Source organism: Arthrobacter sp. MYb227 (assembly GCF_002975435.1).
Taxonomy (GTDB): Bacteria; Actinomycetota; Actinomycetes; order Actinomycetales; family Micrococcaceae; genus Paeniglutamicibacter.
Genome location: NZ_PCPT01000008.1, coordinates 60,919 through 86,582 on the forward strand (window position 1 = coordinate 60,919; position 25,664 = coordinate 86,582).

At 53.4% G+C, this 25,664-nt stretch carries 26 protein-coding genes, 2 tRNA genes and 1 riboswitch; of the genes, 8 read left to right on the forward strand and 20 right to left on the reverse strand.

Annotation, left to right across the window (positions count from 1 at the left end; translation table 11 throughout):
* The first annotated feature begins 12 nt into the window (after positions 1-12).
* Positions 13-1,938: a Stk1 family PASTA domain-containing Ser/Thr kinase gene (gene pknB / locus CQ018_RS14740; protein WP_105550783.1), complete on the forward strand. Its 1,926-nt coding sequence runs from the start codon at positions 13-15 to the stop codon at positions 1,936-1,938.
* 97 nt (positions 1,939-2,035) lie between these two features.
* On the opposite strand, the gene CQ018_RS14745 is transcribed toward pknB, so the two are convergent.
* The 3 genes from CQ018_RS14745 to CQ018_RS14750 are packed head-to-tail and all read right to left on the reverse strand — an operon-like array spanning position 2,036 to position 3,613.
* Positions 2,036-2,686: an aminodeoxychorismate/anthranilate synthase component II gene (locus CQ018_RS14745; RefSeq protein WP_105550784.1), complete on the reverse strand. Its 651-nt coding sequence runs from the start codon at positions 2,684-2,686 to the stop codon at positions 2,036-2,038.
* Entirely contained in the window at positions 2,683-2,850 is a 168-nt protein-coding gene (locus tag CQ018_RS20100) for a hypothetical protein (RefSeq protein WP_181149915.1), read from the reverse strand. The genes CQ018_RS14745 and CQ018_RS20100 overlap by 4 nt, the downstream gene beginning before the upstream one ends.
* Before the next feature lie 19 nt (positions 2,851-2,869).
* The gene (locus tag CQ018_RS14750; RefSeq protein WP_105550785.1) at positions 2,870-3,613 is read right to left on the reverse strand and encodes a class E sortase; all 744 of its coding nucleotides are present in this window, start codon (positions 3,611-3,613) and stop codon (positions 2,870-2,872) included.
* Positions 3,614-3,789: 176 nt separating this feature from the next.
* On the opposite strand from CQ018_RS14750, the gene CQ018_RS14755 reads away from it, so the two are divergent.
* Positions 3,790-4,041: a cell division protein CrgA gene (locus CQ018_RS14755; RefSeq protein ID WP_105550786.1), complete on the forward strand. Its 252-nt coding sequence runs from the start codon at positions 3,790-3,792 to the stop codon at positions 4,039-4,041.
* Here CQ018_RS14755 and CQ018_RS14760 read toward each other — a convergent pair.
* Positions 4,038-4,352: a multidrug efflux SMR transporter gene (locus tag CQ018_RS14760; protein WP_105550787.1), complete on the reverse strand. Its 315-nt coding sequence runs from the start codon at positions 4,350-4,352 to the stop codon at positions 4,038-4,040. The two genes, CQ018_RS14755 and CQ018_RS14760, sit on opposite strands and share 4 nt — an antisense overlap.
* A 21-nt stretch (positions 4,353-4,373) precedes the next feature.
* A riboswitch (guanidine-III (ykkC-III) riboswitch) is annotated at positions 4,374-4,437 on the reverse strand.
* A 118-nt stretch (positions 4,438-4,555) separates the two neighbouring features.
* Between CQ018_RS14760 and CQ018_RS14765 the strand changes: the two genes are divergently transcribed.
* A complete protein-coding gene (locus tag CQ018_RS14765; protein WP_258142635.1) occupies positions 4,556-5,020 on the forward strand; it encodes a DUF3817 domain-containing protein in 465 nt (154 codons plus the stop codon).
* A gap of 6 nt (positions 5,021-5,026) precedes the next feature.
* Here the strand turns inward: CQ018_RS14765 and CQ018_RS14770 are convergent, their stop codons facing one another.
* Together CQ018_RS14770 and CQ018_RS14775 are read right to left on the reverse strand one after the other, a co-directional pair.
* The gene (locus CQ018_RS14770) at positions 5,027-5,593 is read right to left on the reverse strand and encodes a YiiD C-terminal domain-containing protein (RefSeq protein ID WP_105550789.1); all 567 of its coding nucleotides are present in this window, start codon (positions 5,591-5,593) and stop codon (positions 5,027-5,029) included.
* Between the two features lie 38 nt (positions 5,594-5,631).
* Complete coding sequence (locus tag CQ018_RS14775; protein WP_105550790.1) at positions 5,632-6,552, reverse strand: ArgP/LysG family DNA-binding transcriptional regulator; 921 nt, start codon at positions 6,550-6,552, stop codon at positions 5,632-5,634.
* A 71-nt stretch (positions 6,553-6,623) separates the two neighbouring features.
* On the opposite strand from CQ018_RS14775, the gene CQ018_RS14780 reads away from it, so the two are divergent.
* A complete protein-coding gene (locus tag CQ018_RS14780; protein ID WP_105550791.1) occupies positions 6,624-7,241 on the forward strand; it encodes a LysE/ArgO family amino acid transporter in 618 nt (205 codons plus the stop codon).
* 9 nt (positions 7,242-7,250) lie between these two features.
* Here CQ018_RS14780 and CQ018_RS14785 read toward each other — a convergent pair whose 3' ends face one another.
* From CQ018_RS14785 to CQ018_RS14795, 3 genes are all read right to left on the reverse strand, one after another.
* Complete coding sequence (locus CQ018_RS14785) at positions 7,251-8,270, reverse strand: GNAT family N-acetyltransferase (protein WP_105550792.1); 1,020 nt, start codon at positions 8,268-8,270, stop codon at positions 7,251-7,253.
* 610 nt (positions 8,271-8,880) lie between these two features.
* Positions 8,881-9,747, reverse strand: coding sequence for a rhomboid family intramembrane serine protease (locus tag CQ018_RS14790; RefSeq protein ID WP_105550793.1), 867 nt, complete (start codon positions 9,745-9,747; stop codon positions 8,881-8,883).
* A 224-nt stretch (positions 9,748-9,971) separates the two neighbouring features.
* Positions 9,972-10,517 (reverse strand): peptidylprolyl isomerase, encoded by a 546-nt coding sequence (locus CQ018_RS14795; protein ID WP_105550794.1) that lies wholly within the window; start codon positions 10,515-10,517, stop codon positions 9,972-9,974.
* 160 nt (positions 10,518-10,677) lie between these two features.
* Here CQ018_RS14795 and CQ018_RS14800 point away from each other — a divergent pair, with 160 nt between their 5' ends.
* Complete coding sequence (locus CQ018_RS14800) at positions 10,678-11,682, forward strand: hypothetical protein (protein ID WP_105550795.1); 1,005 nt, start codon at positions 10,678-10,680, stop codon at positions 11,680-11,682.
* Between the two features lie 135 nt (positions 11,683-11,817).
* Here the strand turns inward: CQ018_RS14800 and CQ018_RS14805 are convergent, their stop codons facing one another.
* The 11 genes from CQ018_RS14805 to dnaA form a co-directional block, all read right to left on the reverse strand.
* On the reverse strand, positions 11,818-12,714 hold the full coding sequence (locus tag CQ018_RS14805) for a DMT family transporter (RefSeq protein WP_105550796.1): 897 nt from the start codon (positions 12,712-12,714) through the stop codon (positions 11,818-11,820).
* A 112-nt stretch (positions 12,715-12,826) separates the two neighbouring features.
* Positions 12,827-12,899: transfer RNA gene (locus tag CQ018_RS14810), tRNA-Ala, on the reverse strand.
* A gap of 8 nt (positions 12,900-12,907) precedes the next feature.
* A complete protein-coding gene (locus CQ018_RS20335; protein ID WP_219844066.1) occupies positions 12,908-13,024 on the reverse strand; it encodes a DLW-39 family protein in 117 nt (38 codons plus the stop codon).
* Between the two features lie 40 nt (positions 13,025-13,064).
* A tRNA-Ile gene (locus tag CQ018_RS14815) sits at positions 13,065-13,138 on the reverse strand.
* Between the two features lie 122 nt (positions 13,139-13,260).
* Entirely contained in the window at positions 13,261-13,851 is a 591-nt protein-coding gene (locus CQ018_RS14820) for a DUF3566 domain-containing protein (RefSeq protein WP_105550797.1), read from the reverse strand.
* On the reverse strand, positions 13,848-16,535 hold the full coding sequence (gene gyrA / locus CQ018_RS14825) for a DNA gyrase subunit A (RefSeq protein ID WP_105550798.1): 2,688 nt from the start codon (positions 16,533-16,535) through the stop codon (positions 13,848-13,850). The genes CQ018_RS14820 and gyrA overlap by 4 nt, the downstream gene beginning before the upstream one ends.
* A gap of 61 nt (positions 16,536-16,596) precedes the next feature.
* On the reverse strand, positions 16,597-18,690 hold the full coding sequence (gyrB, locus tag CQ018_RS14830; RefSeq protein ID WP_105550799.1) for a DNA topoisomerase (ATP-hydrolyzing) subunit B: 2,094 nt from the start codon (positions 18,688-18,690) through the stop codon (positions 16,597-16,599).
* 258 nt (positions 18,691-18,948) lie between these two features.
* The gene (locus CQ018_RS14835; RefSeq protein ID WP_105550800.1) at positions 18,949-19,497 is read right to left on the reverse strand and encodes a DUF721 domain-containing protein; all 549 of its coding nucleotides are present in this window, start codon (positions 19,495-19,497) and stop codon (positions 18,949-18,951) included.
* The gene (gene recF, locus CQ018_RS14840; RefSeq protein ID WP_105550801.1) at positions 19,494-20,693 is read right to left on the reverse strand and encodes a DNA replication/repair protein RecF; all 1,200 of its coding nucleotides are present in this window, start codon (positions 20,691-20,693) and stop codon (positions 19,494-19,496) included. The genes CQ018_RS14835 and recF overlap by 4 nt, the downstream gene beginning before the upstream one ends.
* Positions 20,694-20,847: 154 nt before the next feature.
* Complete coding sequence (gene dnaN, locus CQ018_RS14845; RefSeq protein WP_105550802.1) at positions 20,848-21,978, reverse strand: DNA polymerase III subunit beta; 1,131 nt, start codon at positions 21,976-21,978, stop codon at positions 20,848-20,850.
* Positions 21,979-22,807: 829 nt separating this feature from the next.
* Complete coding sequence (gene dnaA, locus CQ018_RS14850; RefSeq protein WP_105550803.1) at positions 22,808-24,220, reverse strand: chromosomal replication initiator protein DnaA; 1,413 nt, start codon at positions 24,218-24,220, stop codon at positions 22,808-22,810.
* 504 nt (positions 24,221-24,724) lie between these two features.
* On the opposite strand from dnaA, the gene rpmH reads away from it, so the two are divergent.
* The 3 genes from rpmH (at position 24,725) to yidD (ending at position 25,649) form a co-directional block, all read left to right on the forward strand.
* A complete protein-coding gene (gene rpmH / locus CQ018_RS14855; protein ID WP_084382356.1) occupies positions 24,725-24,862 on the forward strand; it encodes a 50S ribosomal protein L34 in 138 nt (45 codons plus the stop codon).
* A gap of 75 nt (positions 24,863-24,937) precedes the next feature.
* Positions 24,938-25,306: a ribonuclease P protein component gene (gene rnpA / locus CQ018_RS14860; protein WP_105550804.1), complete on the forward strand. Its 369-nt coding sequence runs from the start codon at positions 24,938-24,940 to the stop codon at positions 25,304-25,306.
* A complete protein-coding gene (yidD, locus tag CQ018_RS14865) occupies positions 25,290-25,649 on the forward strand; it encodes a membrane protein insertion efficiency factor YidD (protein WP_105550805.1) in 360 nt (119 codons plus the stop codon). The genes rnpA and yidD overlap by 17 nt, the downstream gene beginning before the upstream one ends.
* Positions 25,650-25,664 lie beyond the last annotated feature (15 nt).

The following is a 25,664-nucleotide window of genomic DNA, read 5'->3' on the forward strand; positions in this document are numbered from 1 at the left end:
AGGAAGTAAACGGTGAGCACCGAACGTATTCTCGACGGTCGCTACATCGTTGAAGAACTCATTGGACGCGGCGGAATGGCCGATGTCCATTTGGGCGTGGATAAAATACTCGGCCGCAAGGTTGCAATTAAGCTGTTGCGCCCGGAAATGGCGCGGGACCCTATGGTTCAGACTCGTTTTCGGCGTGAAGCCAAGGCGGTTGCCGGACTAAATCATCCGAACATCGTTTCGGTGTTCGATACCGGTGAAGAAGAACGCGAGATCGATGGATCAAGCATTTCACTTCCCTATATCGTGATGGAATATGTCTGCGGACGAACATTGCGCGATATGCATAAGGCCGGTGAGATCACCGTTGAGCTGGCCATTGATTATGTTCTCGGGGTCTTAGAGGCCTTAGCGCATTCACACTCAATGGGAATTGTTCACCGCGACATCAAACCCGCAAACATCATGGTGACTACCAAGGGCGCGCTTAAGGTCATGGACTTTGGTATTGCCCGAGCCATGGCAGATTCCTCAAGCACCATGACGCAAACTCAAACGGTTGTGGGCACAGCCCAATATCTTTCACCGGAGCAAGCTCGCGGTGAACTTGTTGATGCCCGCACCGACCTATATTCAACTGGTTGTCTGCTCTATGAACTGCTCACCGGCAGACCACCGTTTATCGGGGACTCACCACTGGCTGTGGCTTACCAGCACGTTGGAGAAAAAGCCGATCCGCCCAGCGCCGTCGTTTCTACACTGCCGGAAATCTTTGACAATGTGGTGCTCAAGGCACTGGCCAAGGACCGCGAAGACCGTTATGTTGATGCTCATGCTTTTGCTCAAGCACTGCGTAATGCGCGCAATGGAATCCCGCTGCCTGCCGAGCAAATAACCGAACTCATTCCGCAGAATATTCCTGCTTCGTTGCCGCAATCTTTTGCTGCTCCGTCTGGCGAACCTGCTCAAATGTCAGCTACCGGGCATTTGGATGCAATAGCGCCGGAAGAATCTTGGGATGAGGATCCCGAGTGGCAACACGATGACCCTGTTCCAGCAGATCCATATCGTGCTAGATCCAAGACGGCTTGGACGGTGGTAATTTCCGTCTTTATAGTGATCGCTTTGGCCGTTGGTGGGTTCTTCTTCTATAACTGGATACAGGCCGAAGCCGCACGCAACGCACTTGTCACGGTCCCCCAGCTTTCAACAATGACTAAGGCTGAAGCCGAATCAACAGTTCGGAATCTGGAACTTGTTCCGCGTTCCGAAGATACATTTGATGATTCGGTCAAACCTGGTTCCGTGGTCTCTTCAGATCCTTCGGCAAACACGCAGGTAGTTAAGGGTTCCACTGTTCAGTTACTGATATCTAAGGGCCCTGAAAACCTCAAAATTCCAGCAACTCTCGAAGGCTCTTCTGAGGCTACCGTTCGGGCGACTCTATCCGAACTGGGATTCGTTGTCGGAAATGTAACCACCAAAAATGATGCGCAGATCCCCTCTGGATCGCTCATTGAAACGGTTCCGGCTCTCGGGGAACAAGTGAAATCTGGGAGTTCTATCGACCTGATCATTTCCACCGGAATGGTTACGGTGCCAGAACTCATTGAGCTTAAGGTTCCAGAAGCAACCAACGTGCTGACGGCACCAGGTGTAGGTTTGCGGATCAATGTTGTTGAAGAAGAAAACGAAATTGCTACACCAGGCACCATTATTGATCAGTCCCCCAGCAGGGGTGCAGCTGTGCAACAGGGCAGCAGTGTAACGGTGTATGTAGCAAAAGCTCCAGTGGTTGAACCACCCCCTGTTGAGGAAGAATCCCCAAGCGAACAGCCAAGCACCGAATCTTCTTCTGAGCCCAGTAGCACACCCGGAACCAAGAGCTCGGATTCTAGCTCCACATCATCGAATAGCACCGATGAGTCTGGGAATCAGCAAGACGATTAGTTCTGCCACGCACTTAACAAAGAATAGGTGCGTTGCTCACGGTCTAAGGATCGTGAACAACGCACCTATTTCTTTTAGAAAGGCGGTAGAAAATTTACTAGTTGCTGTTCGCCCGGATCAGTGGGCTCAGTGTTGATGCATGATCTGCGGCACCGGAAAAGCCTAGGAATTCTAGCCAATTTCCAAGCATCTGATAGCCGCCCTCGGTCAGCACCGATTCGGGGTGGAATTGCACACCCCACAGCGGTGCTTGTTTGTGTGAAAGCCCCATGATGACGCCGTTTGCGGTTTCGGCAGTGATCTCTAAGCATTTGGGGATACTTGAGCGCACTGCTGCCAAGGAATGGTAGCGAGTCGCGGTAAACGGGCTGGGGATGTTTACAAAAATTGGGTGATTTGTGTGGGTCACGGGGGAGGTCTTGCCGTGCATGAGCTCCTCGGCATGCGTCACGACTCCACCATAGGCCTCAGCTAGTGCTTGGTGACCTAGGCAGACACCTAGCATTGGTTTAGAGTGCTCACCACACCACAAGATCGTTTCAATACATACACCGGCTTCGGCCGGATTTCCCGGACCGGGGGAGACCAAGACACCGTCGTGGGCTTCGGCAAGTTCGATGACTTCGGGCACGCTCAAATCGTCATTGCGGATGACAGTGGTTTTAGCGCCGAGCTCTTGAAGATACCCAACGAGTGTGTAAACGAAGCTGTCATAGTTGTCGATGACTAAAATTTTGGGGGCATTCACAGCAGCATCAGGCCAATCGTTGATTCGGTCCACGGGCTGTATTGGCTCAGCCACGGGAAAACATAGTTCATGAGCAATAGTACGGCCCCAACAATCAGGCCAAGTGCCAGAATGATACGGAACCACAGGGGGCCAGGAAGGTTCCTAAAAATCCACGCGTACATGTTCTTGGCTCTCCCTTTCTTAGTTCTTCATTGTCTTGGCTACAAGATCGGCAATCTCACGTGGAGGGCCGGCATCGGCTGGGCGCCAGGAGGTGAGCTCCGAATACGCAATAATGCGCAATCTTGTGGTGAAAGGTGGGTGGCAGCTGGTCATCGTCAGGATTGAAGTTGTGGGTTCACTACCCGGTTCGTGGGGGACCGGTAGTAGAACTTCGCCCTGAGACGGTTCAACGATCTCGGTGTTGCGCCATTCGTAGGTGTAGAAACCCTCAGCGGTCTGCAAATAGATTTTGTCGCCCGTTTGGAACTTATCAATATCCCAAAAAACTTGACCGTGAGTTTGTCTGTGTGCAGCGACGGCGAAATTTCCAAGCTCACCCGGTGCTTGAGTATCCGGGTAGTGTCCAATACCCACGGTGTTCAAGACATCCATGCCAACACCGTTTGTTACAGGATGAGCAAAGTCCTTGCCGAAACGCGGAATATAGAAGATTCCGAAGGTTTCATTATCAGGGATCTTGGCAATGGGTGCCGGACCGAAGTCCTTGTCTTCATCTAGTGCAGGTCCGACTTCCAAGCCCTGAGCAAACTGTGCTGTGACTTCTTGCTGTGCCTTATTGGCATCGAGATTCGTCCACCACAACTCCCACGCGACGAACAACAATAAAACGATGCCAAGCGTGATGAGTATTTCACCCAATCCGCCCAATAGTCGTTGACCCACCGAAGGTTTTCTTCGGCGCCGGGTAGCAACTTGTGTCATGGTGTTTCCTCGCCTCAGATGAAGGAAACCGCGAACCGGGCAACCTCCAGTGTGAGCAGATAGTATTAGATGTGGACGGTATTGGTATTTTCCAATACCGTCCACCCTCTAGCCTACCGTTCGGACACCAACTCGTTGGATCGTGTCGACGCGAAGAAGACTCAAGGAGACGCACCGTGCCTGAATCCAAGACACGTCGGAAGAACCGCAAGCCGCAGAACAACGGTGCGGCAGTAGCCAACGATAAGCCGATGCCTAAGTGGTACAAACCGGTAATGTTCGGTTTGATGTTGCTGGGGCTTGTCTGGATCATGGTCTACTACATTTCGCAAACGTTGTTTCCAATCCCCATCATTGGCGGCTGGAACATCGTGGTTGGCTTTGGCTTCGCCATGGTGGGTTTCTTCATGACCACCGGTTGGCGTTAACTCACGGTTTTTAGCCCGATGATGCAGCCAATAAATCCAATGATCAAAGCAATTTTAATCGGACTGATTGTTTCGCCACCAAAGATCATTCCGTAGATCACGGCTAGGGTTGCTCCGATTCCAACCCACACCACGTAGGCGGTTCCCGTAGGAATTTCTTTCATGGCCCAGGCAAGACCAATCATGCTGATGACGAGTCCGACACCAAAAGTAATTGTTGGGACAAGTTTGGTGAATCCGGCAGTAGCTCCAAGGGCAACGGCCCATACTGCTTCAAATACACCAGAAATAATCAAAATGATCCAAGACAAAATGGTTCACCGGTTCCTTTCGATGGCCGTCTTGTCGCTGTCTGGGTACGGCTGCATCGTCCGGGGAACAAATCTTCGTTCCAACCCATCCAGCTTAACCAATCACAAGGTTGATCTGGAAATTTACAACTCCCACGAAAGGTCCCATACCCATGGTTCGCCCAGAGCCCTCAACGGTTTCACCCGCAGGTCAAACGTCCTCAGTGTCAAAGCTATCTCCGAAGAAACTCTATGGTTTTCTTGCAGCAGCCGAGATGGTCACGTGGGCGTTGCTGATCTTTGCCATGGTCATGAAATACGGGTTTGAGCAGCCGGCATTTGTCAGGATCTTTGGCATGATGCACGGTGTGGTGTTCATTTCTTATGGTTTGGTCACCATCTTTGTATGGGTCAATGAACGTTGGAGCGTTGGCCGTGGAATCGCTGGAATCGCGACCGCGATCATTCCCTTTGCCACACTGCCCTTTGAACGCTCGGTCCTCAAACGGGGACTGCTTAGTGATTCTTGGCGATTAGCTCAGGGTGGGGATACTCCCGTAGGTGTTATCGAAACTATTCAGGCTACTGCGCTGCGTCGTCCATGGCTTTCGGCGATAGTTGGCGTTGTTTTGGTTGCTGCTATCACCACGGTCCTGCTGATTATCGGTCCGCCGGGTGGTCCGCGCTAAACATTCTTATTGATATCCCGGCTTCGCTGCATTTGGTTTCGGCGGAGCCGGGTTTTTTGTGCGCACATATACTTCCTTGCGTACCCGTGCCACCGCATCACCTGTCGCGTCGATAATTTCTACCTCAAACCACATCGTTGCCTTGCCCTGAGCCGTCAAGAGATTTCTAAGGTCACTCAGTTTTGCTTCATCAAGGCGAAAATTACAGCGCAGAGTTCCGTGACCTGGTTTTAGGAAGCTAATCTCAGCTGATTTATCCCACACTATGTGTCCCTCACCGATATTGTGCAGAACCATCATCATCCAAAAAGGGTCGGTCATGGAGAATAGTGAGCCACCAAAGTGTGTGCCCACATAGTTCATATTCCAGGGTCGTTGCCGCATGATTACCGTGGCAGAACGCCAGTCGGCGGAAATTTCCTTGACCTCGATCCCAGCTCCCCAAAAGGGTGGCCACAATGACATCCCATGTTTTACTACCCGCGGATTTCCGGCAACCTTTGGGATCATTAGTCGAAAACTATTGAGGATTGAGGCCTTAGGCTTCAGTTTCACGGAGTCGGGTGAGCTCATACTCAGAGCTTAGTCCTGCTTGTTACCTTTCAGTAGGATTACAGCGGGGAATATTCGTTAGTAAGCATGCCTGCACGCTGTGCGGCGTCACAGACGAGGTTGCTGAGCGTATCGAGTACCGTTGATGGGATTTTCCAGCGCTGCCAATACAAGCTGATGTGACTTTGCCACATAGGGTTCAGCGCCATCAACGACCCATCCTGTGGATCTTGAAAATCAAGGATCATTCCCCAACCAAGCGAAGCTCTAACCGCTTCAACATATTGCACCGAGTCTGGAACAAAATGTTCACTGACGGACAAATTACTATTCTTTCCAAGAATCCGACGGCGCAACCCCAATTGCAGATCATCATTCCGATCAAAGCTCACCATGGGAGCTTGGGCAAACTCGTGGTGTGGGTCTTCTCCCGGTAACCACTTTTCTATGAATTCGGACGTTGCCATGGCTCGATAGGTCATGACTCCTAATGGCACCGAGGTACACCCTTGCACCGGCATACTCTTGGTGGTTACCGCTCCCATCACCTGACCCGAACGAAGTAATTCGGTGGAGTGTGCTTCATCGTGCCGAAGAATCTCACAGACAATATGATCCGTTTGGGCCAATCCGTGTAGTACCGGAGTAAACCAGCTGGCCAATGAATCTGCATTTACCGAGATACAGATTTTCGAAGGCTCGACACGTTGGGAAGTCTCGTTGGGAAGTCCTAGCTCTGCTCGAGCTTCCGCCGCCAGTAGCTCCGTTTCTCGTGCCAAGCGCAACAATACATTTCCGCTGGCCGTGGCCCGGATGGGTCGAGAACGGATAAAAAGCACGCTTCCGACTTGCCTCTCCAATGATTTGAGTCGTTGGCTGACTGCCGAGGGCGTGACGCTGAGTTCACGTGCCGCACTTTCGAGCGTCCCTGATTCCAAGACGACTTTGAAGGTTCGTAGGTGGTCACCAAGTAGTTCCATATTAAGAGATTCTAATGAATCCTTAGAATAATTAGTTGGACACTATAGCTGTGCTCAAATAAGTTCAAAGGGTGACTCTTCTACCTCTGTTTACCGGCCTAGCCACGGGCCTATCGCTAATAGTGGCAATCGGTGCTCAAAACGCTTTTGTCTTACGTCAAGGTATCCGCCAAGAACACGTTCGTGCGGCGGTATTGATATGTATGACCTCGGATATTGTTCTGATTTTTGCAGGAATCACAGGGCTTGGGGCGCTACTCAGTATTGCGCCTTGGTTCATCACCGTGGCACGACTCGGTGGAGCTGTATTCCTAGTTGCCTATGCAATATTTGCTGCCCGGCGGGCAGCGAACCCGCAGTCTTTGACACATTCGGTCGATGAATCAGGGAGCACACTGAAATCTGTGGTTCTCACAACGCTCGCTCTGACATGGCTCAACCCGCATGTCTATTTGGACACCGTGGTATTGCTTGGCTCCATTGCGGCGGCACAGGGCCCCAACGGTCGCTGGCTTTTCGGTACGGGTGCTGCCCTGGGCAGTGTGTTGTGGTTTAGCTCCTTAGGTTTCGGAGCCCGTCACCTGCGAGGCTTCTTTGCAAATCCGGTATCGTGGCGAATCCTCGATGGTGTTATCGCATTGGTGATGTTATTGCTGGCAATCATGCTTGTAATACCGCTGTTTGGATAGCACGAGATGTTATCCATGCTCAAGCGTGGCGCTGGGAGCGTGCATCCGAGAATCAATTTCTTTCACCGAGACAATTTTTCTATACATGGCCCCGGTTCGAGTGACCGAAAAGCCTAGGCGCTGGTACAAGCCCACCGCTCCGGTGGGGCTTTGGGCATCAACACTTAAATCTGCCTTGGTGTAACCATGGCTGAACGCGTTTAGCACTACGCTGGAAAGTAATTTGGCCGCGTATCCCTTTCCTCGTGAGGCGCGTCCTGTTCCTACTCGTGCCACGTATAGCTCCCCGGGAGTCCATTCTGAAGCCAAGATATAGGAAAGAACTTGTTCGGGCCCGTTCGGCTCTATTTCCCCCACGAGAATCTGTGATCGCTCGGCACTAAATGTTCGCGCCGAGGTCATAGCGTTCCACTCATCGATGGTTTTAGGCGTCGAACCCCAATGATCAGAAAATGCCTCGTTATCCAGCACTCGCACCCGTTCGGAATATCCTTCGGAGAATGGCAGTACGCGCAGGTTTTCTGTTTGGTTCCAGTTCTCGGTTTCTTGCCTAAAATTCTCTGAAGTTATCTCCATATCCTGAAAATATCGAGCAACTGTATATCCCATACTTTCTGCCAGGATTCCGGCGCCATGTCCCACGCTATGGCCCCACATATCAAAGGCCAGTGCTGTAGCTGGATGTAGAGCAGTTGCCTTGGAAATCCCACGTGCCTCGAGAATTTCTAGCAGTTTCGTTCCTAACCCTTGCCGTCTGAAAGCCGGTAGAAGCCCGCCACCCAACGAAACTCTGCACATTTCATCGCGCAATTGCTGTCCTACACGAATCTGCCCGTACCCGATCATCTCGTCGGCAGCCCAAATTGCCACTGTATCGAGTTTGGGATCTAGACCAGGCTCGAGTAACTCTTCAAGCAAATCTTCTGCCGTGTAAAACTCATCTGAGTCATCGATCAGCGCCAGCTGATTGGTGAGTTTTGCCCATGCGTGGATATCCTCGTCTCGAATCCATCCAAAAGTTAAGTTCATCCTCAAATTCCTTTTCACTGTGTTATAAATCGTTCACTACCCGTGTGAATCCGATGGTTCTCAATATATGGCGCTAAGCGGATTGAATCGGCTTGCAATTCCGTTTCTTCTCAAAAAATTCCATACAAACGTCGGAGAATCACCCGAGTGACTTAGTAACATGCTGTGCACAGGAGTTATCCACAGGTGGGGATAAGGCTGTGGGTTACCTCCCATTTGGCGCCAGCTCCGGCCCGATAGCGCGGGACCTGGTGCCTCCGGGCCCCCTGGTGCAAGTTATTAACATTGTGGACAACCTGTGTGGACAACCCTTGTTCGCAGGGGTTGGTAGAGGTCGCTTTTCCGCGGGAACTCGCTGATTCGGTCAAACTTTCGAATCACTCCCACCCTGGGCCCGACCATTCGGAATCCACCCCTACCAACAGCTTGTGCACTAAGTTATCCACAGGTGTGGATGAAATTGTGCATAGATTGGATAACTCGGAAATTTGAGGATTAAATCTGCGCAATCTCGGTCTTGTCGACGGCTTTCCCCAAGTGAATTACATGGTTGTGAGTTATTAACAGTGTGGATAACTCCTGTGGATAATTATCAAGTCTTGTTCGTCTTTTAGAGCCGAAGAGCCACTGTAGTAGAGCCCCAGAGCGTCAAAGCAACAAGAATCGCTACGAGTAGAGCTGTGCCCAGCCATTGCATTAGAGCCCGTTGTGTTCCTTTGGGTGCATATGCAAAAATTGCCGCCGATGCTGCGCCAATAATTAGTCCGCCAACGTGTGCCTGCCACGAGATTCCGGGAAAAATGAATCCAATGGCGAGGTTGACCGCCATCAAAATGCCGATCTGCACTACTGGAACTCCACGCGAACGCATCAACACAAAGAGTGCGGCAAACAGGCCAAAGACGGCACCCGAGGCACCTACTACTGGCGAAAGCGGGCTGGAGAACAACAACACGGCTACTGATCCGCCCATGGCGGAAATCAGATAGAGCGCCAAGAATCGTGCCCTGCCCAGCATCGGTTCAATGACTCGGCCACAGATGTAGAGCGCGTACATATTAAAGGCTATGTGCCCAATAAATGAGGGGGAGTGGGCAAAGGCTGAGGTCAGCATGCGCCATGGTTCCGATGGCCCAAAAGGGCTTGTGTAGATGCCCGCGTACATCAGGTCATTGGTCAATCCGGAAATGGCCATCTGTAACCCAAAGACCACTACGTTTATACCTATGAGGATATAGGTGATCAGTGGTCGTCCGTCGGTAGCTTTGCCACCAAAAAGCGTCTTGGTGCTGGGGATGTTCTTATTTGCTTCACGAACACAATCAACGCACTGTGTGCCGACGGCCGCAGTTACCTGGCACTCGGCGCAGGCCGGGCGTCCGCAACGCTGACAGGTGACATAGGAAATTCTCTCGGGGTGGCGAGGACATACCGGCGCCGAGAGTGCCTGGTCCTGATTGGAAATGCCATAAGACATTGGAAAGTTCTCCTGCGTGTTTGCTCATCCACCGGGAATATCGGGGGCCTGAGAATATGATGCCTTACCAAGATCGAAAATAAGTAGTGATTGTGCCTTGGTGGGTGCGTTAAGTTGCATGCTTTAAGCAAAACGGCTCCGAGTACCGCCGCTGATAGCGGTTTAGGTAGTCGGAGCCGTTGTCTAGCCCTCTACGGGGGATATCCCGCAGCTGAGCCGAACCTCTAGAGCTTGACGATGTCGATGCTGGAGATTACTACGTCTTCAAGTGGCTTGTCGCGACCATCGGTTGCTGTTGCGTTCAGCGCGTCAACAACCTTGCGGGAAGCTTCTTCGGTGACGTCACCAAAGATGGTGTGCTTGCCCTGCAGCCAGGTGGTCGGAACCGAGGTGATGAAGAACTGGGAGCCGTTGGTGCCCTTGCCGCCACGGGTACCGGCGTTGGCCATTGCCAGCTTGTACGATTCGCGGAAGTCTAGATCCGGGTTGATTTCGTCATCAAAGTTATAGCCCGGGCCACCAATGCCCTGTCCCAGCGGATCGCCGCCCTGGATCATGAAATCGGAGATGATGCGGTGGAAAATGGTGCCGTTGTACAACGGGGTGTTGACCTTCTCTTCGCCGCTCTTCGGGTCGGTCCAGGTCTGTTCGCCGTTTGAGAGGCCAACGAAGTTCGCAACCGTCTTCGGTGCATGATTGCCGAAGAGGTTGACGACGATGTCGCCCAGGTTGGTGTGGATGGTCGCTGTGTGCGTAGGGATTGCAGTCATAAATTCATTCTTCCATGACCCCAGCAAGCCCGTAAGCCAATGGCTACGCGTTCAGTGAACACCGCCTAAGACCACCCATATATACCTGCTCGGTAATAGCTCTATGACTTTGGACACCGTAGGCTAGGAAAAAGCCACCAAAACGATAGAGGGGTTCATTGTGAAGTCAGAACGTATTGGACGCGACTTCGGTGAAAGTATTGCTACGGGTGCGGAACAGGCACTGGATTGGGCTGCACCGAAGATTGACACTGCAGTGAAATGGGCAGTACCGCGGATTGAAAAGGGCATCGAGACCGCATCACCGAAAATTCAGGAGGGGCTAAATTGGGCCGCTCACGAACTTTCCGAAACGGTATCGAAGGTAACACCGATGCTTCAAGAATCCCTTGAACGCGTGGGGCCCAAGATCTCTTCGGCAATTGATGAGGCCACCCCTCGAGTTCAAAAAGCAGTGGATAGGGCAACTCCGGCCCTACACGATGCAATAGACAAGGCCTCGCCTGCCCTACTGCATGCACGTGATCTTGTGGTCAACGACTATCTTCCGGCTGCCCAGGAAAAGTTGGGACAGGCTGCCGATTTCACTACACGCAAGCTTGACGAAGTTCAGCTGCCAGCTGCAGTGGAAAATATTGTTGAGTCATTGACCCCCGAGCCGCAGACTCTTGAAAGACTTCAACACGCGGCCACAGCAGCCATTGATAAGACAAGCAAGGAGCTTCAAGCCGTGCCAAAACCTGCCAAAAAGAAAAAGGGACTGCTGATCTTCGCGATCATCGCAGCTGCCGGTACCGCTGCGGTTGCCGCATGGCGAGCCTCAAAACCGATCGATGACCCGTGGAAGACCCCTGCTCCGGTTGAACCAACTGTGATCCGTGCAAATATTCCTACAGAAACCAAGGCAACGGTTGAAGAGGTTCGTGAAGAAGTAGCAGCTTCAGCAGCCGAAGCTAAAAAGACGGTGGGGGATGCCGCCGCTACTGCGGGAGAAAAAGTGAAGGAAGCCGCTTCGGATCTCCCCGAGAACGCTTCCGAGGCGATTAGCCAGGCCAAGCACAAGGCAGAAGAGGCAGCGCACGATGCTGCTGCCAAGGTTTCAGAGACTCTAGAAGAAACTAAGTCAGCGATTCCTAAGCCTGCACCGCACACCAAAAAGCAGTAATAAATAAATAGTAGAAAAATTTTTTTGAGGCGGTGCGCTTCAACTCCGGCTCTTTAGTTGAAGCCGTGTGGGACGCGCACCGCCTTTGTAATGCCCAGCGCGCCTCTCGTGCACAAGATTGCCCACCAAGGCGTCTCAGGTGCTTCTGGTGGCCTTCAGGCTGGTTGTCATTGCCTTAGCCTTGCCTTGGCCTCGCACAACGAAGACCAGCCCGGCAAGAATGACAGCCAGGCCAATGATTGTTCCCGCAGGTAATACCTGGCCCAGGAAAAGTGCGGCGAGGAGTGCAGCACCAGGAATTTCTAAAAGAATCAATGTTGAAACCGTCAGCGGGCCAAGGCTTGAAACTAAATGGTTGAATGCCGAGTGGCCTAAAATCTGGGCGAAGACCGCAAGGGCAATAATTCCTACCCAGCCTCGTGCATCAAAACCCCAGAGAGGGATATTAAAAGCAAGGCAGATTCCTAAGAGAATGATCGAGGTCATTCCATAGCACAACGTCGTGTAGGTGCTGGTGCTCATTGGTGCTCGTGCCTTGGAGCCGGCCATGGTGTAGGCGGCAGCAAGAATTCCGCCAATTACGGCAAGCCCATCCCCGATCAAGGCCTCTTGTCCGGATCCAATATCGAATCCGGTAATGACAACAACGCCTGTGAATGACAGCACAATGCCAAGTCCCACACGCCAGCCATAGCGGGTACCGCGCATTGTTTGGAATAAGGCAATCCATACGGCCTGCAGGCAGACCAACGCAGTTGAGGCGGCGACGGTAGTCATTCGGATTGAAATCATGAAGCATACAAAGTGCAATGCCAACGCAAACGCAGCAACGGTGCTCCAACCCCATTCACGTTTGCGTAGCTGAGCGAATGAGCGAGGATTGTTAATGGCTGCTGGTACTGCCATGACTGCCGTGCCAATGGCATTACGCCAAAAGGCCATGGCAAGTACCGGGACCGCCGGAAATGCAGCAATGATCGGTCCGGAGGCTGCAACACCTAGGACACCGATTAACGCTAAAAGAAAATTCACGAGTCCATCTTTAAATGCCGGAAATGAGCCAACTATAGACGCCGTGTATAATTTTGGAGTCTTTGGGGAACGCGAAAGGCCCGGAACATGTGTTCCGGGCCTTTCGCTACTGTGGAGACTAGGGGGGTCGAACCCCTGACCTGAAGCTTGCAAAGCTACCGCTCTACCAACTGAGCTAAGTCCCCGTATGAATTCAGCTTACCTTATCGGTACCCTGACTCCAGCTGGCCTTATCGGCCGATGATTTCTTCATCTTACGATAGCCTATAATGCCGACGGCTATTGCCGCAAACACCAGAAGTTTCCGCATGGATACTTCCTTTCAACTACCTATCGGATGAGGGAATCCGTGGGCGTACCTGGACTTGAACCAGGGACCTCGTCGTTATCAGCGACGCGCTCTAACCGCCTGAGCTATACGCCCTCTTTGTTCCTGCTGGGAACGAGATAAAACTTTACATGACAATTGCCCAAACAAACAAATCGGCCCCCGCTGCGGCTTCTTTCAAAGTGCTGCGGGGGCCGAATTTGGCGTATTTCCGGGGATTAATCGTCCGTGAGAGTTACGCCAATGCCACCAACAAGGGTTGATGAAAGGTTATAAAGCACCGCAGCAAGCATTGAGAGTGCTGTGAGTAGCACCACATTCACTACGGCAATGATGGTTGCGAAGGACGCAACCTGGCCCAGCGAGGCAAGTTTCGCAAGATCAAATTCGGTGCCAATGATCTCCGCAAGCAGCGTGTTGATGGTGCCAAAGATTCCGGTCAGATCCAGAACAGTCCAGAACACCACGGTCGCGACGACCGTAACAATGCCCAGCGCGACGGAGAGCAGGAATGCCATCTTCAGCACCGACCAGGGGTCAACCTTGGAGATGAGCAGGCGCGCCTTGCGAACCTTCGCCTTGGGTGCAGGACGCACCAATTGCTGCGGGCGGGAACCCGCGGGAGCTCCCGCGGGGCGCTGCCCTGCCGGACGCTGACCCGCTGGACGCGTACCTGCTGGGCGCTGTGCGGTGCCGGGCCGCGGTGCCGAGCCCGCCGGACGCGGGGCGCCTACCGGGGCCTGTCGTGGCGCTGCGGGACGGGTGCCACCAGTGCCGCCCGCGGGGCGGGGGGTGTTCGGGGTGCTCACGCGTTACCTCCGTCGTTGGTGACCTCGTCGTTTTCCCCAATGATCGCTTGGGTTTCAACAGCCGATTCTTCTGCTGCAGGAGCGTCGGAGGCCATGTCTTGTGTCTTTTCCGCGTTCAACGGTACTGCATCTTCCTCGGGATTCTCTCCGAGTCCGCGTTCAGTATTCTTTGCCACCGCAATGATGCGGTCCTTCTTATCTGGCTTGGCAAAGATGACACCCATGGTGTCACGACCCTTGGCCGGGACCTGGTTCACATCGGAGCGGACAACCTTGCCGCCCTCCATGACCACAAGAACCTCGTCCTCATCATTGACAATTAGTGCGCCAACCAAGTCGCCACGCTCTTCGGCGAGCTTGGCCACCTTGATACCAATGCCGCCGCGGGACTGCACACGATATTCGGCGACCGAGGTGCGCTTGGCATAACCCGCCTCTGTGACAACAAACACATAAGAATCTTCGGTGACAACATCCGCTGCCAACAATTCATCCTCGTTACGGAACTTCATGCCCGTCACACCGGACGTGGCACGGCCCATGGGGCGCAGTGCCTCATCCGTGGCGGTGAAGCGCACCGACTGGCCCTTGCGGGAAACGAGCATCAAATCGTCGGTGTCGGAAATCAGCTGTGCTGAGACAAGCTCGTCGCCTTCACGCAGGTTGATAGCGATCACGCCGGCGGTGCGGTTGGTGTCATAATCCGCCAGGCGAGTCTTCTTGACCAGGCCATTGCGGGTGGCAAGCACCAAGTACGGGGCATCGTCGTAGGTACGCAGATCAAGGACCTGAGCAATGTGCTCATCCGGCTGGAAGGCCATCACGTTTGCCACGTGCTGGCCCTTGGCGTCGCGGCCTGCCTCGGCAAGCTCGTAGCACTTGGTGCGGTACACGCGGCCGTGGTTGGTGAAGAACAGCAGCCAGTTGTGCGTGGTGGTGACGAAGAAGTGCTCAACGACGTCATCCCCGCGCAGCTGTGCGCCCTTGATGCCCTTGCCGCCGCGGTGCTGCGAGCGGTAGTTATCCGAACGGGTGCGCTTGACGTAGCCGCCGCGGGTGATGGTGACGACCATTTCCTCTTCGGGGATTAGGTCCTCGACGCTCATGTCGCCGTCGTAGCCCATCAGCACCTTGGTGCGGCGGTCATCGCCGTGCTTGTCGACGATCTCCGCGAGTTCCTCGGAGATGATGGTGCGCTGGCGCTGCGGATCGGCCAGAATCGCCTTGTATTCGGCGATTTCCAGTTCCAATTCGCTGTGGCGGTCTTGAATCTTCTGGCGTTCCAGGGCTGCCAGGCGGCGCAGCTGCATGTCGAGGATGGCACGCGCCTGAATTTCGTCAATGGACAGTAATTCCATCAGCCCGTCACGTGCGGCCTCGGTGGTGGAGGAACGGCGGATCAACGCAATGACCTCATCGAGCGCGTCAAGTGCCTTGAGCAGACCACGCAGAATGTGGGCTTCGTCCTCGGCCTTGCGCAGGCGGAAGGCCGTGCGGCGGGCAATGACTTCCATCTGGTGGTTAACCCAGTGACGGATAAATGCGTCAACCGAAAGGGTACGTGGCACTCCGTCAACGATCGCGAGCATATTCGCGGAGAAGTTGGACTGCAGCTCGGTGTGCTTGTACAGGTTGTTGAGCACAACCTTGGCCACGGCATCGCGCTTGAGCACGATAACCAAACGCTGACCGGTACGGCCCGAGGTCTCATCGCGTAGATCCGCAATGCCGGCGACCTTGCCGTCCTTGACCAGCTCGGCGATCTTCACGGCCAGGTTATCCGGGTTGGCCTGGTACGGCAGCTCGGTGACAACTAGGCAGGTGCGGCCCTGAAGTTCTTCCACGGAGACAACCGCGCGCATGGTGATGGAGCCACGACCCGTGCGGTAGGCATCGGCAATGCCCTTGGTGCCAAGAATCATCGCCCCGGTGGGGAAGTCCGGGCCCTTGATGCGCAGCATCAATTCTTCGAGCAATTCCTCACGGGTTGCTTCCGGGTTCTCCAGGTACCACTGCACTCCGCTTGCGACTTCGCGCAGGTTGTGCGGCGGAATGTTGGTGGCCATACCCACGGCAATGCCTGAAGAGCCGTTGACCAACAGGTTCGGGAAACGGGCCGGCAGGATGGTTGGTTCCTGGTTTTTGCCGTCGTAGTTGTCCTGGAAATCAACGGTGTCTTCGTTGATATCGCGGACCATTTCCATGGCCAGCTGGGACATCTTGGTTTCGGTGTAACGCGGTGCAGCGGCACCATCATTGCCCGGGGAGCCGAAGTTACCTTGGCCCAGTGCCAGCGGGTAACGCATGGTCCAGTCCTGGATCAAACGTACCAGCGCATCGTAGATGGCAGTGTCGCCGTGTGGGTGGTACTGGCCCATGACTTCGCCGACCACGCGGGCACACTTGTTGTACGAGCGCTCCGGGCGGTAGCCGCCGTCGTACATCGCGTAGATCACGCGGCGGTGTACTGGCTTTAGGCCATCGCGCACGTCCGGTAGTGCACGGCCCACGATGACCGCCATGGCGTAGTCAAGGTAGGAGCGCTGCATTTCGGTCTGCAGGTCGATCTGGTCGATTTTGTCGTGGCCGATGCGAACCTCGACGTCGTCAATGACCTCGCCCTCAACGATTGATTCGTTGCCTGGCGTTGGTTCCTGCGGGTTTTCGGGAGTCTGATCGCTCATCGATTTCTTCCTCTAGTCAAAAGTCTGTGTATAAAACGCTAAAAGTGCAGATATCTGTGGACTAGATGTCCAAGAAGCGCACGTCCTTGGCGTTTTGCTGGATGAAGTTTCGACGCGATTCAACGTCCTCGCCCATCAGCACGGAGAAGATCTGGTCTGCCGCGGCAGCATCATCGACGGTGATCTGGCGCAGCGTGCGGTGCTCCGGATCCATGGTGGTGTCCCAGAGTTCCGAGTAGTCCATCTCGCCCAGGCCCTTGTAGCGCTGGATGCCGTTGTCCTTGGGCAGACGCTTGTTCTTTGCGGCGCCGGCGGTCAACGCGTCATCGCGTTCCTTATCCGAGTACACGTATTCGTGCTGCGCGTTTGACCACTTGATGCGGTACAGCGGCGGCATGGCAAGGTACACGTAACCGTTTTCGATCAGTGGGCGCATGAAGCGGAAGAGCAGGGTCAGTAGCAGCGTTGTAATGTGCTGGCCATCGACGTCGGCATCGGCCATCAGCACGATCTTGTGATAGCGCAGCTTGGCCATGTCGAATTCTTCACCGATACCTGTGCCAAAGGCGGTGATCATCGACTGAACTTCGCTGTTACCCAGCGCGCGGTCGAGGCGTGCACGCTCGACGTTCAGGATCTTGCCGCGCAGCGGCAGGATGGCCTGGGTGTGTGGGTTACGTCCGCGCTTGGCCGAGCCGCCTGCGGAGTCGCCCTCCACAATGAAGACCTCACACTCAACGGGGTTCTTTGAGGAGCAGTCCGAAAGTTTGCCGGGCATGCCAAAGGATTCCAGCGGAGACTTGCGGCGCGCATTATCGCGGGCCTTACGCGCGGCCATGCGTGCCTGGGAAGCCAGCTGGGCCTTGCGAATGATGTCGCGTGCGGTGTTCGGGTTGCGTTCGAGCCAGTCACCAAGCTCGTCGTTGACTACACCTTGAACAAAGCCCTTGGCCATCGAGTTGCCGAGCTTGGTCTTGGTCTGGCCCTCGAACTGCGGTTCGGAAAGCTTGACCGAGACGACCGCGGTGAGGCCTTCACGGATGTCATCACCGGTGAGGTTCTCATCCTTTTCGCGCAGAATATTCTTTTCACGCGCGTAACGGTTCATCAGCGAGGTCATTGCGGCACGGAAACCCTCTTCGTGGGTGCCGCCCTCATGAGTGTTGATGGTGTTGGCGTAGGTGTGTACCGATTCGGAGTACGAGTTGGTCCACTGCATGGCAATTTCAACGCTGATGCCCTTGGCGGTGTCTTCCGATTCGAAGGCAATAACGTCCTCGTGAACCAGTTCTACCTTCTTGGAGGAGTTCAGGTGCTTGACGTAGTCGAGCAGGCCGTCCTTGTAGAGGTAATCAACCATCCGGTGCTTGGGAGTTGCATCGTTTTCTTCATCGGCGTCGGTGGCAATTTCATCGCCATCATCGGCAAAGACTCGCTCATCTGTGAGCGTAATGCGCAGGCCCTTGTTCAGGAAGGCCATCTGCTGGAAGCGGGCGCGCAGGGTTTCAAAATCGAATTCGACGGTGTCAAAGATTGTTGCGTCCGGGTAGAACGTCTGGGTGGTGCCCGTGGCATCGGTGTCTTCGCCCTTGACCAGGGTGCCCTGAGGTTTACCACCATCGACGAAGGTCATGCGCCAAGCGCTGCCTTGACGTCGAATTTCGGTGTTGACCTTTGAGGAAAGCGCGTTGACTACCGAGATACCAACGCCGTGTAGGCCACCGGAAACCGCGTAGCCGCCGCCACCGAACTTACCGCCGGCGTGCAGGATCGTCATGACGACCTCTACCGTTGGCTTGCCCTCGGTGGGGTGCATGTCTACGGGGATGCCACGGCCGTTATCTTCAACGCGGACACCGCCATCGGCCTGCAAATTGATCTTAATGTGGTCACAGTGACCGGCCAGAGCCTCATCTACAGAGTTATCGACTACCTCATAGACCAAGTGGTGCAGGCCACGGGCCGAGGTTGAACCGATGTACATACCCGGACGTTTGCGGACAGCTTCTAGGCCTTCAAGCACCGTAATGTCTTGAGCACCGTAGGTGTGTTCAACCCGTCCGTTGACATGTTCCTCGGGTGCTTCGGCCGCCGGAGCCGCACCGTCCTGTAAGGATTCGGTTGGTTCCTGGGGTGTGGTGTTATCGGTAGACACAGGTGCTACAGACTCCTCAAACAGTGGAAGGCCGGACACCGGTGGGTGGCCGATCATGAACCAGCGTTTCCCCGCATAGGGAAACGCCCTACCCTAATTCTACCGTGTCCGACCAAATTTTGACGTGATTGAGCGTACACAACATGCCGTCAATAGCCGCTAATCATGCGTAGAACCGTTTTATTCAACCCGACGCGGGGGGCTATGTACCCTGAGGGCTCCCAGTGCGCCAGTGAGCCCGCTACGCGTTCAACATTTTTACCCGTAGGTATCGCGTGGACCGCGTCCCTTAACCGAGCGCCCGCCATGGCGCCAACTTGGTGCAGAAGGCCCAAGGACCCGAATAACGGTAATAACTCCTTGCCCAAGCTCGCGATCAAAATGCTTAAGCAGTTCATGTGAAAGTAACCGAATTTGGGTGGCCCAGGTTGTTGAATCACAACGTACAACTACCGTTGAATCTTCGAAAGATTCTGGGCTGCAGTGCTCGGCAATTTGCGGTCCAACAAGCTCATTCCAGCGCGAGAGTACCGAACCAACGGCAACCGGTGCGCTCCATCCGCGGTCACGCACAATCTTGCCGAAAAGGTTTCCAATTTCTTGGGGATCTCGGCCATCAGAATATTTGGGGGGTGCGCTGCTGTCGCGTCGGCGCGCCTTGCGAGCCGCCGCATTTTCCTCAAATTTTGCTGCTTTTGCCGCATCTATTCGTGCTTCGCCACGACTGATTGCCGATTCTCGCATTCGGTTTAAGATCGCACGCGCAGCATCTAATGCTTCTGGCTTGTGTGGATCTTCTTCACTCATGCGTGAACCTGTCCGGGACTCACTTTCAGGAAAGTCCCACCTAATTCTTCGGGCACATCACTGGCAACCGCTGCTGTGACAATTACTTGTTCGGCACCGGCAATGATCGATGCCAACCGACTACGTCGGGTGGCATCAAGTTCGGCAAAAACGTCATCAAGAATCAGGATGGGGCCGGCTCCCGGGCGCGGATCGTCCTGACCAAAAACTTTATAGGCTGCTAAGCGCAAGGCCAAACATAGCGACCAAGTTTCGCCGTGTGATGCGTAGCCCTTGGCCGGTGCCGTGCCCAGATGAAGCGCAATATCATCACGGTGTGGCCCCACCAGAGTCACGCCTCGTTCAAGTTCCTTGGCACGTTTTTTCAACAATGCTTCAAGAAACATTTCTTCAAGCTCGGGCTGAGTGGCCTCAAGTAATGCCGTTGGAGCCACGAGGTTTGGATCCCGCATCGGTTCTTGACGATCACCGCTAGTCTCTTCGTCAAAATCGCCAATGATAGTTGATTCGTAGAATGCCGAAGCAACTTTATTTGCATCGGCAAGCGAGGCATAGGCAGCAGCCATATAGGGGGAGAGCAGTTCGAGCATATCGAGCCTGCCGCGCAGGAGTCTTGCACCGGTTTGGGCCAAATGTGTGTCCCAAACATCAAGAGTTGATTCGTGTGCGGTAGAAAGCTTTCCGCCGGCTCGCGCAGACTTTAGCAACGCATTGCGTTGTTTGAGCACCCGCTCATAATCACTTCGAGTTGCGGCTTCTCCCGGACGCAAAACAACGAGTAATTCATCTAAGAAACGGCGTCGATTTGAGGGATCACCCTTGACTAGCGCTAGGTCTTCGGGGGCAAAAAGTACTGTACGAACAATGCCAAGGATTTCTCGTGCACGTACGGGGTTTGCACGGTTGATCCGAGCTCTGTTACTTTTCCCCGCAGTAATCTCAACTTCAATAGTTGTGACGAGTTTAGCTCGTTGAATTCTTGCTCTGACTAGTGCTCTTTCAGTTCCAAAACGCAAAAGTGGAGCGTCATTGCTGACCCGATGCGAGGAAAGGTTCGCTAAGTACCCGATGGCTTCAACGATATTGGTTTTACCCACACCGTTGGAACCGACTAAGACATTTGTGCCAGGTCCCAGCTCAACATCGGCTTGCGCATATGAGCGAAAGTCGGTGAGAGAGACATGAGAAATGTACACCTAAACGTCCTGCTATGGGCCTGCAGTTCTTGAAACAAGAGCCGCAGGATAAAAATGTGGAATTACCCAAAAGTTGTGTTCGACCGTTCCGGGTGGAGCGAACGTGGAACGGTCGAACACGCGACCATCAAGCGGAATAATTTCCGCGTGCGATCTAGTTGGGCAAGCTTGGAAGACGAACCGGCATAACCAGGTAACGATATTCGTCACTATCTGAACCATCAAGTGAGGACTGAGCCGTCATCATTGCGGGTTTAGGTGCGCTGGTGAAGGAAAAACGAACGTATTCGGAATTGAAGGCGTTGAGACCTTCGCTCAAATAAGCCGGGTTGAAAGCGACGGTAATCTCTTCGCCATCAATCTGAGCCTCAATTGCTTCTTCGGCTTGAGCATCTTCACCGGTTCCGGCGTCAAGGGAGAGCTGACCACCGGTGAATGAAAGCCGAACTGGAGTGTTGCGTTCGGCTACAACAGCAACTCGACGCACTGCTTCAATTAACGCAGAAGTTCGAACCGTTGCGTGAATCGGCGTGTTTTCTGGGAAAAGTGATCGAATCTTCGGGTAGTCCCCATCAACGAGCAACGAAGTTGTTCGGCGGCTTCCGCTTTCGAACCCAATAAGTTCATTGCCTTCGCTCAGTGCAATCTTCAATTCGCCGGCGGAGCCCAAGGTTTTAGCAACCTCGTTGAGTGTCTTGGCCTTGACCAATGCTGAGGTTGAAATCCCTGGTGTTGAAGGCTTCCAATGGACTTCGCGCATGGCTAACCGGTAACGGTCGGTGGCGAGGAAGGTGATCAGATCATCTTCAATTTCCATCTTCACACCAGTGAGAATCGGGAGGGTGTCGTCCTTGGAGGCTGCGACGATGACCTGGTTAATCGCGTGTGCGAAAGCTTCGCCATCAACTACGCCGGTCACCTCCGGAAGTACTGGAAGTTCCGGATATTCTGCTACGGGCATTGTCGCCAAGTGGAATCGGCTTCGACCACAGGTCAGTGTGACTTTAGTGCCATCGGTCTCGATGGTGGCTGTTGCTTGTGGCAGACTGCGGCAAATTTCTGCGAGCAATCTACCCGAAACAAGGATGGTTCCCTCTTCGGCTACATCTGCGGCGATCTCAAGGTGAGCAGAAATTTCGTAATCAAATCCAGCTAGCGAAACTGTTCCGCTTGTGGCGGTGATCAGAATGCCAGAAAGTACTGGGGAAGGCGGACGTTGAGACAGTGAACGGGCGGTCCAGGATACGGCCTCGGCCAAAACATCCTTTTCAACGCTGAACTTCACGAAATAGTCCGCCTTTCAAGACGAAGTCGACAGTACTGGAAGCAAGCTTAGCGGTTTCTTAGCTAAGGAACCGCACTGCTTGAATCCTGGAAACGATTCCGTGCTGCCGATTTCTGAAATCTCAGGTGAAGATTCTTGAGTTCAGTGACAACACGATGTTTGAGCTTACCGGCTTTTCGGTTCCGAAGTTGGCACGTTATTTGCTGAAGAACCACTCAGCAACTGAATCTAAAACTTTAACGAGTCAGAACTCACGTCCCGACGCTGCTCCTGATCCGAAGTCACTGATCCGCGGTAGCAAGAAATGTTTGTATTTTCGGTAACTACCGACTTTAAAAAAATTCTTGGGACGTGGTCCGTGTCCTGGGATGAGTTGAAAACTTACTTTATGGATTTCCAAAATTTCTAGGCTCCTGCAGGGCAGCTAGTTCTCGATCTTGACTCTCATCCGCTGGTACAAAAAATCGCACCAATGATCCCCCCGGTCGTCTACCGGTAACGGGAACCAAAATTTCGATTTTGGGCCGTTTGGCTAGTTCGTGGTGAAAGAGGACTTGTTATTTGGATGAAGAAGAAAAGGGGGATTAGTAGTGTTAATAACCCCTGTGGATACTGTGGATAACCCCGCCAGCCCGCAACAGTACGCCAATTATGCATGTGCACAACATGTGATTGGACGTGAGACTCAGTGTCACGTGTCGGTGGACAACTTTCCGCGTGAATTAAGGGATCCACAGGAGTACCCATAGTTATCCGCAGGCTTTAGGGGGTAGTCCACTTAATCATCCACAGGTTTATCCACACCTGTGGTTAACGTGTTTAGAGGGTTTTAGCCCTCGCGCTGCCTTTGCTTGATGCGGTTAGTCAGTTCAGTCACCTGATTGAAGATGGCACGACGCTCAGCCATAAGTTCGCGAATCTTGCGGTCCGCATGAATAACAGTCGTATGGTCGCGGCCACCGAGTTCTTGACCAATTTTTGGCAAAGACATGTCTGTGAGTTCACGCAATAGATACATGGCAATTTGCCGAGCAGTCACCAAAGTTCTTGTTCGTGATTTGCTGTTGAGTTCCTCGATTGTGAGGTTAAAGTACTCGGCGGTCTGCGCAACGATGGTTGCCGGGGTGATTTCCTGGGCACCTTCGTCGGTGATCAAGTCCTTAAGTACCGTCTCGGCAAGGCTCATATCAACCGTTTGGTTATTCAACGATGCAAAAGCCGTGACTCGAATTAGCGCACCCTCGAGTTCACGTATATTCGTGGAGATCTTGGAAGCAATGTATTCCATGACCTCATCGGGTGCCGAGAGATTCTCTGCGGTGGCCTTCTTACGTAGAATCGCGATACGCGTTTCAAGCTCTGGCGGTTGAATATCGGTCAAAAGACCCCACTCGAAGCGTGAACGCATGCGGTCTTCAAAGCCCGAAAGTTGTTTGGGTGGCAAATCAGAGGTGATGACTACCTGTTTGTTGTGGTTGTGAAGGGCGTTAAAAGTGTGGAAGAACTCTTCCTGGGTAGCGTCCTTGTTAGCCAAGAATTGGATGTCGTCAATCAGGAGAATGTCCACGTTGCGGTAAGTCTGCTTGAAGCTTGCACCTTCATCGTCTCGGATCGAGTTGATGAAATCATTGGTGAACTCTTCCGAGTTCACGTATCTAACGCGAATTCCGTTGTAGAGGTGGCGGGCATAATGACCGATCGCGTGAAGCAAGTGAGTTTTGCCTAGCCCCGAATCCCCATAGATAAACAGTGGGTTGTAGGCCTTTGCTGGCGCCTCAGCAACTGCAACGGCTGCTGCATGAGCAAAACGGTTGGAAGAGCCAATCACAAAAGTGTCAAAAATGTACTTGGGGTTCAGCCGGCCAAATTCTTGAGAATTTGATGGGGGAGCGGGCTGAGGAGAAATTTCGTTGAGACGCGCCTTGGGTACCGGTGGTGCTTCGACGGGAGCAACAACTGTCTCTTCGGGAAGCAGATCCGAGTCAATGCTGAATGCGCACCGAATATCGGACTGAAAAACTAACTTCAACGATTCTTCGAGAGGTTCTTTGAGCTGAGTCTGCAGAACATCTCGGGTTAGTTCGTTGGGGACTGCCAACAAAAGGGTAGAACCAATGAGCCCCTGTGGCTGTGCCAGAGCGGCGAAGGCTCGTTGCATGGGAGTCACGCGGTCATCTTGTTCGATATGGCGTACTACCTGGCGCCAGGCACTACCGACGCTATTCGATTCGTCCGTGCTCATATTTTGGCCCCTTCAATCCGTTTCATCGACGAAACAGCCGATGAATGGGGGACTAATATTGCCGAACCCCAACGAATAGATTCTAGCGGTCATCCACAGCGTTATGCACAGTCGGTGGATAACTTGTGGTGGATAACGCAATAGGGCTTGCAAATCTGCGGTTATCCAAGTAAAAATTGAGTTCTAGAATGTGCGTGTTAGGGCAAGTATGGGTGCCAAATGTGGAATTATCCACCGAGCTATCCACAACTTAGTTAGCTATATACACAGGGTTCCCAAGGGCCTTTGGTGACCCCAATTTGACGTACCCTCCAAAGCTCCCCTATCGTTGTGTAGTCCTATGTGTGCACTTTCGACACTGCATGATGTTTGCACGGTTCTTATATGTACCGCGTAAACAGCAGTTGAGCGGAATGCGCCACCTGAATACGAGCGTCGGCCTGTTCTTCCCTTTTTAGTAGCAACGGGTAAGGCGCATCACATGATCGTCTTGGAGTTACTACCGTGAGCAAGCGGACTTTTCAGCCGAATAACCGTCGTCGTGCCAAGAAGCACGGTTTCCGACTTCGTATGCGTACCCGTGCAGGCCGTGCCATTTTGGCAACCCGCCGTGCCAAGGGCCGTACCGAACTTTCTGCATAACCATTAAGCACTACTGTCCTGGACTAGCGCAGGTTATTGTGGGTTCTTTGTTTTTCAGACTCGACGTGTGACGTCGTGTTGCCAAAGAATCACCGACTGCGCCTTCCGCAGGACTTTACAGCTACTGTACGTTCCGGCGCCCGAACTGGGCGCCGGAACGTAGTGCTATATGCACGGGTTCGTATAAACGATCCTCAGGGCAATAACCGTTTTGGTTTCATAGTTTCCAAGGCCGTTGGCAATGCCGTGCACCGCAATCTCGTTAAACGACGAATGCGTGCATTGGCCGCGCAGATTCCTGCGAACGCCAACGGTCTCGATTTCGTGTTCCGAGCTTTGCCTGGGGCTGCCGAAATAGAGTGGGATGAGCTAAATCAACAAGTCTCCTCGGGACTTGTCTCGGTTGTTCGCAAGGCAGGTGAAAAACATGAAAAAGGACCCTAAACCTCGAACCGGCATCATCTGGTTCTTGATAGATATCCCAAGGAACCTTCTGATTGTGTTCCTCATGGTTTACCGCAAGATCATTTCGCCAATTTATGGTGATGTGTGCAGATATTTCCCAAGCTGCTCGGCCTATGGCCTCGAAGCAGTCACGGTGCACGGCGCAATCAAAGGCATCGGGCTAACGTCCTGGCGTGTCTTAAGATGTAATCCGTTCAGTCATGGCGGGATCGATTACGTTCCCGAAGGCAGACGAATTTGGCCAGAAGGCAAGACCCCCAAGATCATGGTGTTGAATCATCCTCCGATTCCCGCCGACGAAGACGCCGCAGACGCGGCCTGAGGAGCATGACCGGTA